At 63.8% G+C, this 13,659-nt stretch carries 14 protein-coding genes; 11 read left to right on the top strand and 3 right to left on the bottom strand.

Annotation, left to right across the window (positions count from 1 at the left end):
- Positions 1-54 precede the first annotated feature (54 nt).
- The gene (locus GRZ55_RS00915; protein WP_169284997.1) at positions 55-1,605 is read right to left on the bottom strand and encodes a GMC family oxidoreductase; all 1,551 of its coding nucleotides are present in this window, start codon (positions 1,603-1,605) and stop codon (positions 55-57) included.
- Positions 1,606-1,730: 125 nt separating this feature from the next.
- The gene (locus GRZ55_RS00910) at positions 1,731-2,402 is read right to left on the bottom strand and encodes a GntR family transcriptional regulator (protein WP_169284996.1); all 672 of its coding nucleotides are present in this window, start codon (positions 2,400-2,402) and stop codon (positions 1,731-1,733) included.
- 189 nt (positions 2,403-2,591) lie between these two features.
- Here GRZ55_RS00910 and GRZ55_RS00905 point away from each other — a divergent pair, with 189 nt between their 5' ends.
- The 10 genes from GRZ55_RS00905 (at position 2,592) to GRZ55_RS00860 (ending at position 12,045) form a co-directional block, all read left to right on the top strand.
- On the top strand, positions 2,592-3,422 hold the full coding sequence (locus tag GRZ55_RS00905; RefSeq protein ID WP_169284995.1) for an alpha/beta fold hydrolase: 831 nt from the start codon (positions 2,592-2,594) through the stop codon (positions 3,420-3,422).
- A gap of 41 nt (positions 3,423-3,463) precedes the next feature.
- Positions 3,464-4,603 carry an NAD(P)/FAD-dependent oxidoreductase gene (locus GRZ55_RS00900; RefSeq protein ID WP_169284994.1) on the top strand — a complete coding sequence of 380 codons (1,140 nt, stop codon included), beginning with the start codon at positions 3,464-3,466 and terminating at the stop codon, positions 4,601-4,603.
- Between the two features lie 63 nt (positions 4,604-4,666).
- Positions 4,667-5,254 carry an amino acid synthesis family protein gene (locus GRZ55_RS00895; protein WP_169284993.1) on the top strand — a complete coding sequence of 196 codons (588 nt, stop codon included), beginning with the start codon at positions 4,667-4,669 and terminating at the stop codon, positions 5,252-5,254.
- 28 nt (positions 5,255-5,282) lie between these two features.
- Positions 5,283-5,741 carry a YbhB/YbcL family Raf kinase inhibitor-like protein gene (locus GRZ55_RS00890; protein WP_169284992.1) on the top strand — a complete coding sequence of 153 codons (459 nt, stop codon included), beginning with the start codon at positions 5,283-5,285 and terminating at the stop codon, positions 5,739-5,741.
- A 73-nt stretch (positions 5,742-5,814) separates the two neighbouring features.
- Positions 5,815-6,537 carry a class II aldolase/adducin family protein gene (locus GRZ55_RS00885; RefSeq protein ID WP_169284991.1) on the top strand — a complete coding sequence of 241 codons (723 nt, stop codon included), beginning with the start codon at positions 5,815-5,817 and terminating at the stop codon, positions 6,535-6,537.
- A gap of 106 nt (positions 6,538-6,643) precedes the next feature.
- Complete coding sequence (locus GRZ55_RS00880; protein ID WP_169284990.1) at positions 6,644-8,269, top strand: GMC family oxidoreductase; 1,626 nt, start codon at positions 6,644-6,646, stop codon at positions 8,267-8,269.
- Positions 8,266-9,195: a 5-formyl-3-hydroxy-2-methylpyridine 4-carboxylate 5-dehydrogenase gene (fhmpcd1, locus tag GRZ55_RS00875; RefSeq protein ID WP_169284989.1), complete on the top strand. Its 930-nt coding sequence runs from the start codon at positions 8,266-8,268 to the stop codon at positions 9,193-9,195. The genes GRZ55_RS00880 and fhmpcd1 overlap by 4 nt, the downstream gene beginning before the upstream one ends.
- 4 nt (positions 9,196-9,199) lie before the next feature.
- Positions 9,200-9,754 (top strand): TRAP transporter small permease, encoded by a 555-nt coding sequence (locus GRZ55_RS00870; protein ID WP_169284988.1) that lies wholly within the window; start codon positions 9,200-9,202, stop codon positions 9,752-9,754.
- Positions 9,751-11,022 (top strand): TRAP transporter large permease, encoded by a 1,272-nt coding sequence (locus GRZ55_RS00865; RefSeq protein ID WP_169284987.1) that lies wholly within the window; start codon positions 9,751-9,753, stop codon positions 11,020-11,022. Before GRZ55_RS00870 ends, GRZ55_RS00865 begins: the two co-directional genes overlap by 4 nt.
- Before the next feature lie 18 nt (positions 11,023-11,040).
- Complete coding sequence (locus tag GRZ55_RS00860; RefSeq protein ID WP_169284986.1) at positions 11,041-12,045, top strand: TRAP transporter substrate-binding protein; 1,005 nt, start codon at positions 11,041-11,043, stop codon at positions 12,043-12,045.
- A 14-nt stretch (positions 12,046-12,059) separates the two neighbouring features.
- On the opposite strand, the gene GRZ55_RS00855 is transcribed toward GRZ55_RS00860, so the two are convergent.
- The gene (locus GRZ55_RS00855) at positions 12,060-12,467 is read right to left on the bottom strand and encodes a hypothetical protein (protein ID WP_169284985.1); all 408 of its coding nucleotides are present in this window, start codon (positions 12,465-12,467) and stop codon (positions 12,060-12,062) included.
- 93 nt (positions 12,468-12,560) lie between these two features.
- Here GRZ55_RS00855 and GRZ55_RS00850 point away from each other — a divergent pair, with 93 nt between their 5' ends.
- A complete protein-coding gene (locus GRZ55_RS00850) occupies positions 12,561-13,595 on the top strand; it encodes a BMP family protein (protein ID WP_169284984.1) in 1,035 nt (344 codons plus the stop codon).
- Positions 13,596-13,659 lie beyond the last annotated feature (64 nt).

The raw sequence follows: 13,659 nt of genomic DNA, 5'->3' as shown, positions 1-13,659 counted from the left end.
GCACGATCGCATGCCTATCGGCCCACGAACGCTGTCCGGACCAGAGACGAGGCGTCAAACGGTCGTGGCCATGTTCCGGGCGAAACGTTCGGCGATTGCCAGAACGGCGGCGTGGATCGGCCCGGCGGTGAGGCTTGGCATGATCGAAGCATCGACGATGAAGAGATTGTCCAGGGCCTGGAGCCGCAGATCTGAATCGACGACGGCATCAGCGTCGGTGCCCATCCTGCAGGTGCCGCAGGGATGATGGTGCGTCGTCACCGCCTGGGCAATGAAGGCGTCGATCTCGGCCTCGCTCTTCAGGTCGCCCGGGAGAATCTCGCGCTCCCGCCAGTCTGCGAGTTCTTGCTGATGGCCGATATCGCGGGCTGCTTTGAGCGCTTGACGAAAGAGCCCGCGATCCCGTTCAGTCTGCAGATATGCGGGGTCGATGAGCAATCGATCGTGAAGTTCCGGCCCGATGATGCGCAGGCTGCCGCGGCTGGTCGGATGCGTGATGCCGAACAGCAGGGAATAGGCCGTGCCGGCGGCGGGGGCCTTGAAGCGCTCGGAGACGATCGGCGCGATGCCGCAACCCACCACTATGTCGGGCTGGCCGGTCGCGGCAAAATCGCCCGCGCGCATATAGGCCATCGATTCCGAGTGCTGGAGCCGCGACGGAGGCACGGGTCTTTTTGCGGCATAGAGATTGCCTGCGCCAAGAAGATGGTCCTGCAGGTTGCGACCGACACCGGGAAGGTCGATCAGGCAGGCGACACCTGCCTTCTTGAGGACGTCCCGTGGTCCAATCCCTGACCGCATCAGCAAGGCGGGACTCTCCAGCGCACCTGATGACAACACGATCCGTTCGGCCGATATCTCGCTTGACCCCTCGCGCCCGACGATCTCGATGCCACGAACCCGGTTGGCGTCCAGGACAAGTCGGCGCGCCAAGGTTCCGGTCAGGACGGTAAGGTTTTCGCGTCCCCGAACGGCCGGTGTCAGCCAGGCCTCGGCGGTCGTTATGCGCCTTCCATTCCGGATGTTGAGGGAATTCGGCGTGACGCCGATCATGTTGCCGCTGTTGTGGCCATGCAGCCGCGGGAGCCCCAGAGATGCGCCGGCCTCGATGAATGCCCGCGCGACCGGACTCACCTCTTCCTCCGGCAGATAGACGGGCATCGGCCCGCCCCTGCCGTGGATGCCATCGCCACCAAGCGGGTGGTCTTCGTTGGCCATGAACACCGGCAGCAATTCGTCCCAGCTCCAGCGTGAATCGCCAGTGGCCTCCACCCATGGCTGGAAGTCCGAAGGATGGCCGCGCATGTAGCCCATGGCGTGCAGGCAGCTGGAGCCGCCCATCAGGCGCCCCCGCGCCCAGTGATGGACGCGCCCTGCCGTGCCGGCCTGTGGTTCGGTCAGATAATCCCAGTCGTAGCTGCGGCCTTGAAGAGCGGGCCATGCGGCCGGGTTCCAGATATCGGGATCGTCTGCCTCTTCGCCTGCTTCCACCAGCACGACGCGGCGGGCCGGCACTTCGGAAAGGCGCGCTGCCAGCAATGCTCCCGCCGAGCCTCCCCCCACGATGACCACATCGGCATTTCGTGGATGCATCAGATCTGCCATGCTCTTGGTCACTCCCTGTCTGATGGGCGCGCGAGCGGACAGGTCGGCACGGACAAGGAGGCAGACGGACTGCGTTGCCCACATCCTGGCCGGCGGCCCCGGCGGCGCCCCTGCTGCACCGAGACCTAGGTCCTGCTTTCCATGGATCGTTTCGCTGCCGCCTTGGCCTTCAGGACGTGTGTCCTGGAAGCCTTGCGTGCCGCGCTCGGGTTGCCCGCCGCGATGGCCTCGAAAATATCCCGCATCTCGGCCAGGCTGCTCTGCGCCCGCCCTTCCAGCGACATCGAACGCCCGCGAAAGAAGCTGATCCTGGCCACCAGTCCTCGATGGACCTCTTCAAGAATGGGGTTCCCGCAATTGGCCAGTATGATCGAATAGAAATCTGCGGCGGTCGTCACCTGTGCGGAGCCGTCCCTGCTCGCTGCCGCCTCTTCGAAGGCCAGGAGAGAATTCTCCAGCTCGCGCAGCTGATCCTCGGGGATCCGCGCCGCGCACCTTCCCGCCGCCTCCACTTCCAGCAATTCGCGCACCTCGTAGATGGCGGTCGCCTCTTCCCAGGAGAGCTCGGTGACCGACGGGCCTCGATTGGGCACGATCTCGATCAGGCGTTCGGCCTCCAGGCTGCGCAGCGCCTCGCGCAGGGAAGGGCGGCTGATGCCGAGTTGCGCGCAGAGCTGGCTCTCGACCAGACGGCTGCCCGGCTTGAACATGCCTGAGAAGATGGCGAGCCGAAGCTTCTCGACAGTCTGCTGCTGGATCGTTCGCGGGGAAATACGCAGATTGAGTTCTGACGGCATCGGCTGGTTTCACATGGGTTTCGGGATGGCTCGATCCCTGCAGAATAAGCCACGCGTCCCTCTATGGACAGCGGGAAAATGCCATATTGTCAATTCCAAAAATTGAAAGAATGTCTGACAATCCAGTTGACTGTATCCTGCTTCTCTGCTCCTCTTTGCGCAAGGCAAGCAGGGGACGAGGATTTAGACATGGCGGCAGTGGCAGTCGCGGATCGCTCGAACTCAAGGCGCATCGACACCGGTCGGATCGTCTTGAACATACGCGAAATGGGCAGCGGTCCCCTGATGCTCTTCTTCCACGGCATCACGTCGAATTCGGCCGTGTTTCTGCCGATGATGGAGGAACTGTCCGATCGCTTCACGACCATCGCCGTCGACCAGAGGGGCCATGGCCACAGCGACAAGCCCGCAAGCGGGTATGCAGCCGATGACTACGCCGAAGACATCGCGGCCCTGATCCGAACCCTCGACAAGGGGCCGGCCATTCTTGTTGGGCATTCGCTTGGGGCCAGGAATTCCGTGACGGCCGCCGCGCGCCACCCGGATCTCGTCCGGTCAGTCGTGGCGATCGACTTCACGCCATATATCGAGACCGAGGTTTTCGACACGCTGGAAGCCCGCGTGAACGGCGGCAGCCGGCTTTTCGAGGATGTCGCTGCCGTCGAGGCCTACCTTGCCGATCGCTATCCGAACGTTCCCGCGAAAGCCATCAGGTTGCGCGCCGAAAGCGGCTATGAGCCGGTCGAGGGCGGCTTGCGGCCTCTGGCTTCGCCGACGGCCATGGCTCAGACTGCCAAAGGGCTGCGTGCGGATCTCACGCCCGCCTATCGGGAAGTCGCAAAGCCCGTCCTCATCATCCGGGGCGAGGTCAGCAAGCTGGTGTCGCCCGCGGCGTTGTCCAAGACCAGCCAGCTGCGACCCGATCTGCCCGTCGTCGTGGTTCCCGGCGCTGATCATTACGTCAACGAAGTGGTGCCGGACATCACGCTCAAAGCCATCACGAATTTCATCGACGCCTGACGGTTGGTTCGCCGTCTTTCGTACGCAGCAGGATCTAGAAAATGGCCAATGTGAACAAGACTTCGGGTAGGGCGCGGCGCGCTGAGGTTGCTGGTGGCGGCTTTGCCGGCCTGACCGCCGCCATCGCCCTCAGACAGAACGGGTGGGACGTCCGCCTGCACGAGAAGGGGCCCGAGCTCCGTGCCTTCGGTGCGGGCATCTATCTCTGGCACAACGGCCTGCGCGTGCTCGAAGGCGTGGGCGCACTCGACGAGGTGCTCCAGGGCACCCACACGCCGCCCACCTACGAGACCTGGATGCACAACAAATCCGTCTCCAGGGAGACTTTCAACGGTCTGCCCTGGCGCATCATGACGCGCAGCCATCTGCACAATGCCCTGGTCAACCGCGCTCGTGCCGTGGGCGTCGATATCCGCGTCAATTCGGAGGCCGTTTCGGCTGATCCCGAAGGTCGTCTCACCCTCCAGACCGGCGAGACCATCGAGGCCGACCTGATTGTCGGCGCCGACGGCGTCGGGTCGAAGGTGAGGGATTCGATCGGCTTCAAGCAGGATCGCTGGGTCTCCCAGGACGGTATCATCAGGCTTATCGTGCCGCGCAAGAAGAAGGAGCTCGGCCATGGCGAATGGGACAACACCATCGACATGTGGAACTTCTGGCCGCGCGTGCAGCGTATCCTCTACTCGCCCTGCAACGATGAGGAACTCTATCTTGGCCTGATGGCGCCGGCCGCCGACCCGCGGGGCTCGCGAGTCCCGCTCGATCTCGAGGTCTGGGTCGAGATGTTCCCCTTCCTCGAGCCGTGCCTTGTCGAGGCGGCGAAGCTGGAAACGGCGCGCTACGACAAATACGAGACGACGAAGCTCGACAGCTGGATCAGAGGCAAGGTCGCGCTCGTAGGCGATGCGGCGCATGCAATGTGCCCGGCTTTGGCCCAGGGCGCGGGTTGCGCGATGGTCAATGCGTTCAGCTTGTCCCAGGATCTGCAGACGGAAAACTCGGTCGAGGACGCGCTGGTCCAATGGCAGAAGCGCATTCGCCCGATCACCGATCGCTGTCAGGCCCTGTCCGGCGAATACGCGGCAAATCGGTCGTTGTCCAAGGGCAACATGTTCACGCCGGCCGCCTTGGAAGCTGCTCGTTATGACCCGCTGCGCGGCGTGTATTCATGGCCGCAATAGTTTCGACGACCGGTCAGCGAACTGATCGCGCGCAAGAAGCTGCGCACTTTCCAGAGGATTAAGATGGACTATTCGGTCGAAGTTGAAAAAAGTTACGATGTCCGCGGCTGGTACGCGAGCGTTCACGAAATCCGACATGATGGCGGGGAGCCGGGCAGTGGCCTCGTGAAGGTTGCCGTCGGCGTCGTGATCCGCAACCCCTTCGCGGGGAAGTTCGTCAGCGATCTGTCCGCACTCACCGACCCCAGCCCGGCCATCGGTCATGCTCTTGGCGGAAGGGCGGCGGCCTTGCTCGGCGACAGGCCGATCGAGAGTTATGGCAAGGGCGGGATCGCCGGCACGGCGGGCGAACAGGAGCATGTCGTGGCCTGCGTCACGACGGCGTTCGGCGATCCGCTGAGGCAGCAGGTGGGCGGCGGCCTTGCCTGGATATCGTCGGTCACCAAGGTCGCATCGCCGGGCACGGCCATCGATATCCCGCTCGCTCACAAGGACGAGCTCTACATCCGTTCCCACTACGACGCCGTCACCTTCTGTGTGCCCGATGGCCCTCGGCCCGACGAGCTGCTGATCTGCGTGGCCGTTGCATCGGGGCCGCGCGTGCATCAGCGCGTCGGCGGCAAGACCGTCGCCGACCTGGCGGCCGTCTAATTCAAGCGATATTCGAAAGGACAAGTTCATGCCCCTCAACATCAAAGATCTGAAGATCACCTCGGCCGATTTCCAGCCGCTCGGAAAGCTGCGGGACGAGCATGCGGGCGACAAGGGCAACGTACTGCCCAAGCTGACCGTCAGCGGCGTGCCCGCCGGCACCGTGGAGCTGGCGGTCATCTGCCATGATCCCGATGCGCCCCTGCCGAATGGCTTTACGCACTGGGTGGTCTACGGCATCGACCCGTCCACGACCGATCTCTCCGACGCGCAGGAGAAGTTCCGCGTCGGTCCCAACGGAGCCGGCGACAAGCAGTATTACGGTCCTCAGCCGCCCGCGGGCCATGGCGAGCATCATTATTATTTCTGGGTGTATGCCCTGGACACGAAGGTCGAAGGCACGCCCACCCGCGAAGAGTTCCTGGAGAACTACGCCGGCAACATCATCGAGCAGAATCGGATCGTCGGAATCTACGAAAACAAGTGAGTGGATACGATGTGGTGACCCGGGAAAAACAACAACAAACACCCGGGCTGCCGCGGAATGGGAGTAAGACGAAGTGAACAACAACCGCACGGCCCGCGAGACGGTCATCGATGAGATCGTCACGGCAACCAAGATACTTCTCAACGAAGGGATCCTCGACACGTTCGGGCACATCAGTGCACGCGACCCCGAGGATCCCGACAGTTTCCTCCTGGCGCAGAAGCTCGCCCCGAGCCTGATCAAGGCTGCCGACATCCAGAGTTTCAACCTGGAAGGCGAGACGACGGACAACCGTCCGTCCTATCTCGAGCGCTACATCCACAGCGAGATCTACAAGGCGCGTCCGGACGTCAATTGCGTGCTGCACAGCCATTCACCGGCCGTGCTGCCGTACTGCTTCACCGATCAGCCACTGCGGCCCGTGACTCATATGGGTGCGTTTCTCGGCGAAGCCGTTCCTGTCTACGAGATACGCGACAAGCAGGGCGACGAGACCGACCTTTTCGGTGGCAGCCCGGCTGTCTGCGCGGATATCGCCGAGAGCCTTGGTGACTATCCAGTGGTTCTCATGGCACGCCACGGCGTCGTCAATGTCGGCGGGTCCGTGAGGGAAGTGGTCTTCCGCGCCTTCTACACAGAGCAGAACGCAGCCGCGCAGACGGCCGGCCTGCAGATCGGCAAGGTGAAATACCTGTCGCCAGGCGAGGTCAAGACCGCAGGAAAACTGGTCGGTGCCCAGATCGATCGTGGCTGGGATCACTGGTCGGAGCGACTGAGACAAGCCGGTCTGGCCTAGCCCTCCCGGTGCCCTGCAACTTGCCGGGCAGTTTTAGTCACGCTCAAATTTTTCCGGTCGTCTCGCGAGTGGTTTCGCGAGCGCGCCAGAAGAAGGCCATCACGTCATGCCGCACGCGGAAAGTTACGACTACGTCATTGTTGGAGCCGGCTCGGCCGGGTGCGTGCTCGCCAATCGGCTGAGCGCGGATCCGAAATGCTCGGTGCTTCTCCTTGAAGCCGGCGGCTGGGATCGCGACCCGATGATCCATGTGCCCCTCGGCTGGGGCAAGATCCTGACGGAACGTCGACACGACTGGATGTATTTCTGCGAGGCGGAAGAAAATGTGGGCGGCCGCAAGGTCGAATGCGCCCGCGGCAAGGTGATCGGCGGATCCTCCTCCACCAACGCCATGGCATATGTCCGCGGCAACCCCGGCGACTATGACCGCTGGGCGGCCAGCGGTCTGGAAGACTGGTCCTACGAGAAGGTGCTGCCCTATTTCCGCCGGCAGGAAAGCTGGGAAGGTGGCGAGACCGGCTACCGTGGCGGCTCGGGGCCACTATCCACCCAGTTCTGCCGCTACGAGGACACGCTGATCGATGCGTTCGCGCAGGCCAGTGTCGAGGCGGGCTATCCGCAGACTGAAGATTACAATGCCGAGCAGCAGGAAGGCTTCGGCCGGCTTCAGATGACCATCTCGAAGGGTCGGCGGTGCTCTTCTGCCACCGCATATCTGCGGCCGGTCCTCAAGCGGCCCAACCTGACCGTGCTCACTGGCGCGACCGCCAACCGCATCACCTTGGAGGGCACGCGCGCGACCGGCGTGACGATTAATCATCGCGGCACCGAACGGCAGGTTTCCGCCCGTCGGGAGGTGCTGCTTGCGGGCGGGGTGATCAACACGCCTCAACTCCTGATGCTGTCCGGCATCGGAGCGTCCGATGAACTCGCCGCGCACGGTATCCAGACCCGCCTGCATCTGCCGGCCGTCGGCAAGAACCTCCAGGATCATGTGTCGGTGATCCTCATGTACCGGCGCCGGCAGCCGGGGCCTTTCCTGCACAAGATGCGGGCGGACCGGATCGGACTCGACTTCCTGAAGACCTACCTCACCGGCCGAGGTTTTTCAGCCGATGTTCCTGGTGGCGTCGTGGCTTTTCTGAAGAGCGGTCCCGACAGGCCGCTCCCCGACGTGCAACTGCTTTTCACGGCGGCTCCGCTCGCCGCCTGGCCTTATCTCGAACCGTTCAAGGCGCCCTTCCCCGACGGCTTCGCGACGCGCATCGTCGCAACACAGCCTGAAAGTCGCGGATCGGTCCGGCTGGCTTCGGCCGACCCGTCGGCGGCCCCCCTCATCCATCAGAACTTCCTGGCCTCGCCGAAGGACTGGGAATCCCTGCGCGCCGGCTTTCGGGTGGCGCGCGATCTCGCGGCGCAGCCGGCCATGGAGCCATTCATCCAGGCGGAGTTCTTCCCAGGCCCCGACTGCCAGAGCGACGAAGAGATCGACGAGCATATCCGCAACACCTCCATCACCGTCCATCACCCCGCCGGTACCTGTCGGATGGGGGCCGATCTGGACTCCGTGGTCGATCCGCAGCTGCGCGTGCGCGGCATTGAAGGGCTGAGGGTCGTGGATGCCTCCGTCATGCCTGACCTGGTCTGCGGCAACATCAACGCTGCCGTGATCATGATTGCCGAAAAAGCTTCCGACCTCATCACCGCAAGACAATACGAGACGGCGCAATGATCCAACGTGTCACCATCCTCGGTCTGGGAACGATGGGGCCAGGCATGGCCGCGCGGCTGGCCCGCGGCGGTCTCCAGGTGGTCGCCTATGATGTGGCCGCGGCAGCAATCGATCGCGCGCGATCGATGATGGGCGCGGCGGAGGCCGTTCTCGACAATCTGGGTGTCGCCCCGCCAGCGGAAGGGGCCGGAACGGTCCGCTTCACCGACGACCTGGCGGACGCCGTATCGGGAGCCGAACTCGTCATCGAGAACGTGCCGGAGAACATCGCGATCAAGGCCGATGTCTATCGCGCCATCGACGATCTGATCGCGCCCACCACCATCGTCGCGTCGGACACTTCGGGCATACCGATCACCAAGCTGCAGGCGCATATTTCCAATCCGGGCCGCATGGTCGGGATGCACTGGTCGAATCCGCCGCACATCATCCCGATGATTGAGGTCATTGGGGGCGAGCAGACCGCGCCCGAGACCGTCGACGCCATCCGTCAGCTCATCCGATCGCTCGGACTCCTGCCGGTCGTGCTCAAGAAGGACGTGCCCGGCTTCGTGGAGAACCGTGTCCTCTACGCGCTCCTGCGCGAGGTTGTCGACCTCGTGGAGCGCGGTGTGATCGAGCCGGAGGATATCGACACCTGCGTGTCCTGGGGCGTCGGCTACAAGCTGGCGGTGATCGGGCCGATGGCCCTCCTCGATATGGCCGGCATGGACATCTACCACTCGGTCTCCTCGTTCCTGAACGCCGATCTCGCCGACCGAAAGGACGTCGCGCCGCTCGTCGAGAAGCAGATGGCGGCCGGCAGGCTCGGCATCAAGTCGGGCGAGGGCCTCTATTCGTACACGCCCGAACGCATCGCCGAGCTGCAGCGTGAACGCGCGCGCAAGCTCGTCGCGATCCGGCGCATCCTCGAGGGGAGCGATTAGGATCATGGCCGGCTCGCGGATCAACCACTCCAGTCAGGCAACGCAGCGCCAGGCTCTGTCGCGGCTGGCCCATGGGGCCGCAACTGGTCTGCACACGCTGCTCGGGGTGGCACTGATCTTCGTGGTCGGTGTCAATGTCGTCAACGCCACCGGTCGCTACCTCCTTGGCTTCGCCCCCCTGGGCGCCGACGAACTGATGGTGTTCGTCGTGATCTGGACGGTCATGATCGCGGCGATCGGCTCGCTGGTCGCGCGCTCCCACATCAACGTCAACCTCCTGCCTCTCTACACGACCGGGCGGACCCGGCACCTTCTTCACGTCGTCCACGATGCCGCCGCCGTTTTTGCATGTGGCTACGCCACCTACGCCTCCTGGCTGTTCATGGGACGCATCTCGAGCCTGGGCGTCAGGAGCATGGGGCTGGGCGTGCCCATGACCGTACCCCATGGCGCGCTGCTGGCCGGTTTTGCAGGCCTGACCCTCGTCGGCGCCTTCATGCTCGTGCGCGACGTGGTGGCGCTTGTCCGCAACGAGCCCCATCGGGAGGCGGCGCCATGATCCTGTCGCTCGCCATCCTTCCATTGCTGCTGCTGGTCATCGGAACCCCGGTCTTCCTCGCCTTCCTGACGGCCGTCGTGGTGACGATGATTTTCGTCCTGCCGCTGCCGCCCGTGGCGCTTCAGCAGGTGCTCTTTGGGGGGCTCGACAACTACGCGCTGCTGGCCATCCCCTTCTTCGTCTTCGCCGGCGAACTGATGGGGACGAGCGGGATCGCAAACCGGCTCATCAATTGGGCCATGGCCATGGTCGGCCGCGTTCCGGGAAGCCTTGGCATAGCCACAGTCGGGGCCTCGACGGCGATTGGCGCCATCAGTGGCTCGAGCGTGGCGGCGGTGGGCGCGCTGAGCAAGACGCTGTATCCGCGCCTCGTGGCCTCCGGCTACGGCAAGGAGCGGGCCGGCGGGCTGATCGCCTCGAGCGGCGCCATCGACATCGTCATCCCGCCCAGCATCGCCATGATCCTCTACGGGCTGGCGGCGGAACAATCGATCCCCCGGCTGTTCATGGCAGGCATACTGCCCGGACTTCTGATGGCCGCGATGATGGCTGCCTTCGTGTTCGTCGTCGCATTGCGGCGGGGCATTCCCAGCGAAGGCAGCTTCGAGCCGCGCGTGGCGTGGCGCGCGACCAGAGATGCCTTCTGGGCACTGCTGATGCCGGTCTTCGTGCTTGGCGGCATTTACAACGGCGTCTTTTCACCCACGGAAGCCGGCGGGTTCGCGTGCCTCTACGCGATGGTGGTTGCCGTCTTCGTCTACCGCACGATGACGATTGCGGACGTGGTCCGCGCAGCCGGCAACGCGGCAATGCTGTCGGGGCGGATATTGATCATCGTGGCCGCCGCGAGTGTCGTCACCTGGATGCTGACGACCCAGGGCGTGCCGCAAGCCGTGATCGGCTGGATCGAGGCGCTTCAGTTCGATGCGATCACCTTCCTGATCGCCGTCAACGTCCTGCTGCTGATCATCGGCTGCTTCCTGGATCCGACCTCGGCGATCCTGGTCTTTGCGCCGCTGCTCGTGCCCATCGCGATGTCGCTGGGCATCGACCCCATCCACTTCGGCATCGTGATGACGGTCAACCTGGCCATCGGCATGTTCACACCGCCTTTCGGGCTCAACATCTTCGTCGCCCAATCCGTCACCGGGTTGCCGACCTATGCGCTCTACCGCGGCGTCATGCCCTTCGTCGCCGTGCTCATCCTCGCACTTCTGATCATCACCTACGTCCCCGCGCTGTCGCTCTTTCTCGGCAGGTCGCTCTAAATGAAGGAAGCAACGTCAATGTTTTCAAGGTTTCTGCACGCAGCTGCCCTTGCCGCTTCGATCGCTCTTCTGCCCCATGTCGCGCAGGCGCAGACGACGATGAAGCTCGCTTCGGCGACCATCAACGATGTCCAGCACGAATGGCAGAAAGTATTCGCCGAGGAACTCGCGGCGCGCGTCGGCGACGCGGTCAAGACCGAGATCTATCCGGCCAGCCAGCTCGGTGCGATTCCCCGCATGGCGGAGGGTGTGCTGCTCGGCACGATCGAAGCCTTCACCACGCCGACATCCTTCATGACGAATGTCGATCCTCGCTTCCAGGCCTTTGACGTGCCGGGTCTGTTCAAGTCGCCCGACGACGTCCGCAAGGCCATTCACGACCCGGAATACAGGGACCACCTCGAGAGCCTGTTTCTCGACAAGGGACTGCGCGTGATCGGCGCGATCTACAACAGCCCCACCGTGGTCTTCACCACGAGCGAGGTCGACACGCTGGCCGGCCTCCAGGGCCTCAAGATACGCACATTCGCCTCGCCCCTGCAGATCCGGCCGATGGAACAGGTGGGAGCGACGCCCCTTCCGCTGGCCCTTTCCGAGGTCATACCCCAGCTCGAATCCGGCGGCCTCGACGGGATGCTGGTGGGAATGCCCATCCTGACGGCCTTCAAATACTACGATGTCGGCAAGCACATTCTCGATCTTCGTTTTGCCGAGATCGTCTCCATGACGGTCGTCAACGAAGACTGGTTCCAGATGCAGACCGAGGAGGTCAGGGCGGCGATCATAGAGGCTGGCCGCGCCGCGGAAGAAATCGTCTTCCCGTGGGGCGTCGAGAACGTGGAGAAGACCTACGCGATCTGGACCGAAAATGACGGCATCGTCCATCAGCTTTCCGCTGAGGACCAGGCGAAGATGGAGGCGGATTTCGCCGCGCTGTCAGCCGAGATCCTCGCCGCCGAGCCGGCGGTTCTGGCCGAATACGAGCGGCTTCGCGCCCTGGTCGATGGAAAGGCCGCGCAGTGACAGTCGCGCTCCCGCTAGCGGCAATCGAGTCCGGACGCCTGCGCGCGGCAGTCGAGCCTCACGGGCTCGGGTCGCGCGCGGTCCAGGGCGAGCGTCCAGCGGGTCTCGTAGGTTCGGCCCTCCACGCCGCACCAGGCGCGTTCGACCGGCAAGGCTTCGCCCTGCGAATTCAGCACCGCCCAGGTGCCCGTTCGAGCGGCGAAGCGGAGGTCGAGCACTGCACTGCCGCCGGGCTCCACGACGGCGAGATCGGTAGCGAACCAATGCGCGATCTCGGCCTGGCACAGAATGGGCGTGGCGCCCGAGTTTCGGATTTCCGTCGGAATGGAAACAAGGTCTTCGAGGTCGACCGTCTCTCCTGCGAGAGCTCCGGCGATGCAACTCAAGGATGCGGCAGCAAATAGAGGGAGAAAAAGGCGCATTACAGATCACTCCGGACAACAATATCGAAGAGAGCCTTACGCGGTTTTTTCTTCCGAAAGAACCGGGAAGCTAACAAAATGGGAGAAATGAACATGTTTTCCAAGTGGAAAAGAAGTATTCTGTCGGTTCTGGCGGCATCATTGCTGGCCGGCACGGCCATGGCAGCCGATGTCACCTCGATCGCCATCATGACGCCCGAAGAAGGCACGGATTTCGGCTGGAACCAGCAGGGCGTTGATGCCGCGCGGGCCGCCGCGGAAGCCGCGGGCATCGAAGTCATCATCGCTTCGGGTCTCGGTTATGGCGACATCCGTCCGGCGCTGCGCGAAATCGCGGCGGACGGCGCAAGCCTCATCATCGCGCATGCCAGCGGCTACGCCACCTCGGCGCCCGAGATAGCTGAAGAGACCGGCGTTCCGGTGGCGATCGTGGATTCACCGCAGGCGCTGAAGGAAGGGCTCGTGGCGGACTACACGCTGAGCGGGCATGAGGGTGCTTATCTCGCCGGCCGCATGGCAGCCAAGATGAGCCGCTCCGGCCATGTCGGCATCGTCGTGTCGGGCGAACCGCCGTCGTGGAATTCCCAGTCGGCTGGCTTTGCCGAGGGCGTGAAGGCCGAGGATTCCAGCGTCGAGATCACCTATGCCGTCATCGGCCCCGCCGCCTACAGCGACGCGGCAGGCGGACGTCGGGTGACCGAGAGCGTCATCGCAGCCGGCGCCGACATCATCTTTGGTCAGGGAAATGGCTCGAGCTTCGGCATGCTGCAGGCTGTCGAGACCACCACGGCCGCCGATGGAGAGAAAGTGCTCTTCATTGACGTTATCGGCGACAAATCCTCTGTGGCCGCCGACCACCTGCTCACCTCCGTGGTCTGGGACATCACCCCGGTCTATTCGGCGATGATCCAGGATCTGAAGGACGACACGTTCGGCACCAAGCGCTACGCGATCACGCTTGCCGACGATTCCGTCCAGCTTCTGAAGACCGATCTGGTGCCCGATGACGTCTGGGAGGAAATCCAGGAGATCCGCGGGCAGATCGTAGCCGGCGATATCACGATCGAGCCGGTCTTCGAGGCAACTGCCGTGCGCGGTCTCATGACCGACGTGACCGCCGCCGAGTAGCCCTCGGCGACACATCGCGGAGGGGGCTCAGCGTCCCCTCCGCAGCTTCCCTTCGAGAGTGGCT

It is taken from the genome of Chelativorans sp. ZYF759 (assembly GCF_012911015.1).
In the GTDB taxonomy this organism is placed as follows: Bacteria; Pseudomonadota; Alphaproteobacteria; order Rhizobiales; family Rhizobiaceae; genus ZYF759.
This window is presented reverse-complemented; position numbering and strand designations above follow the sequence as displayed.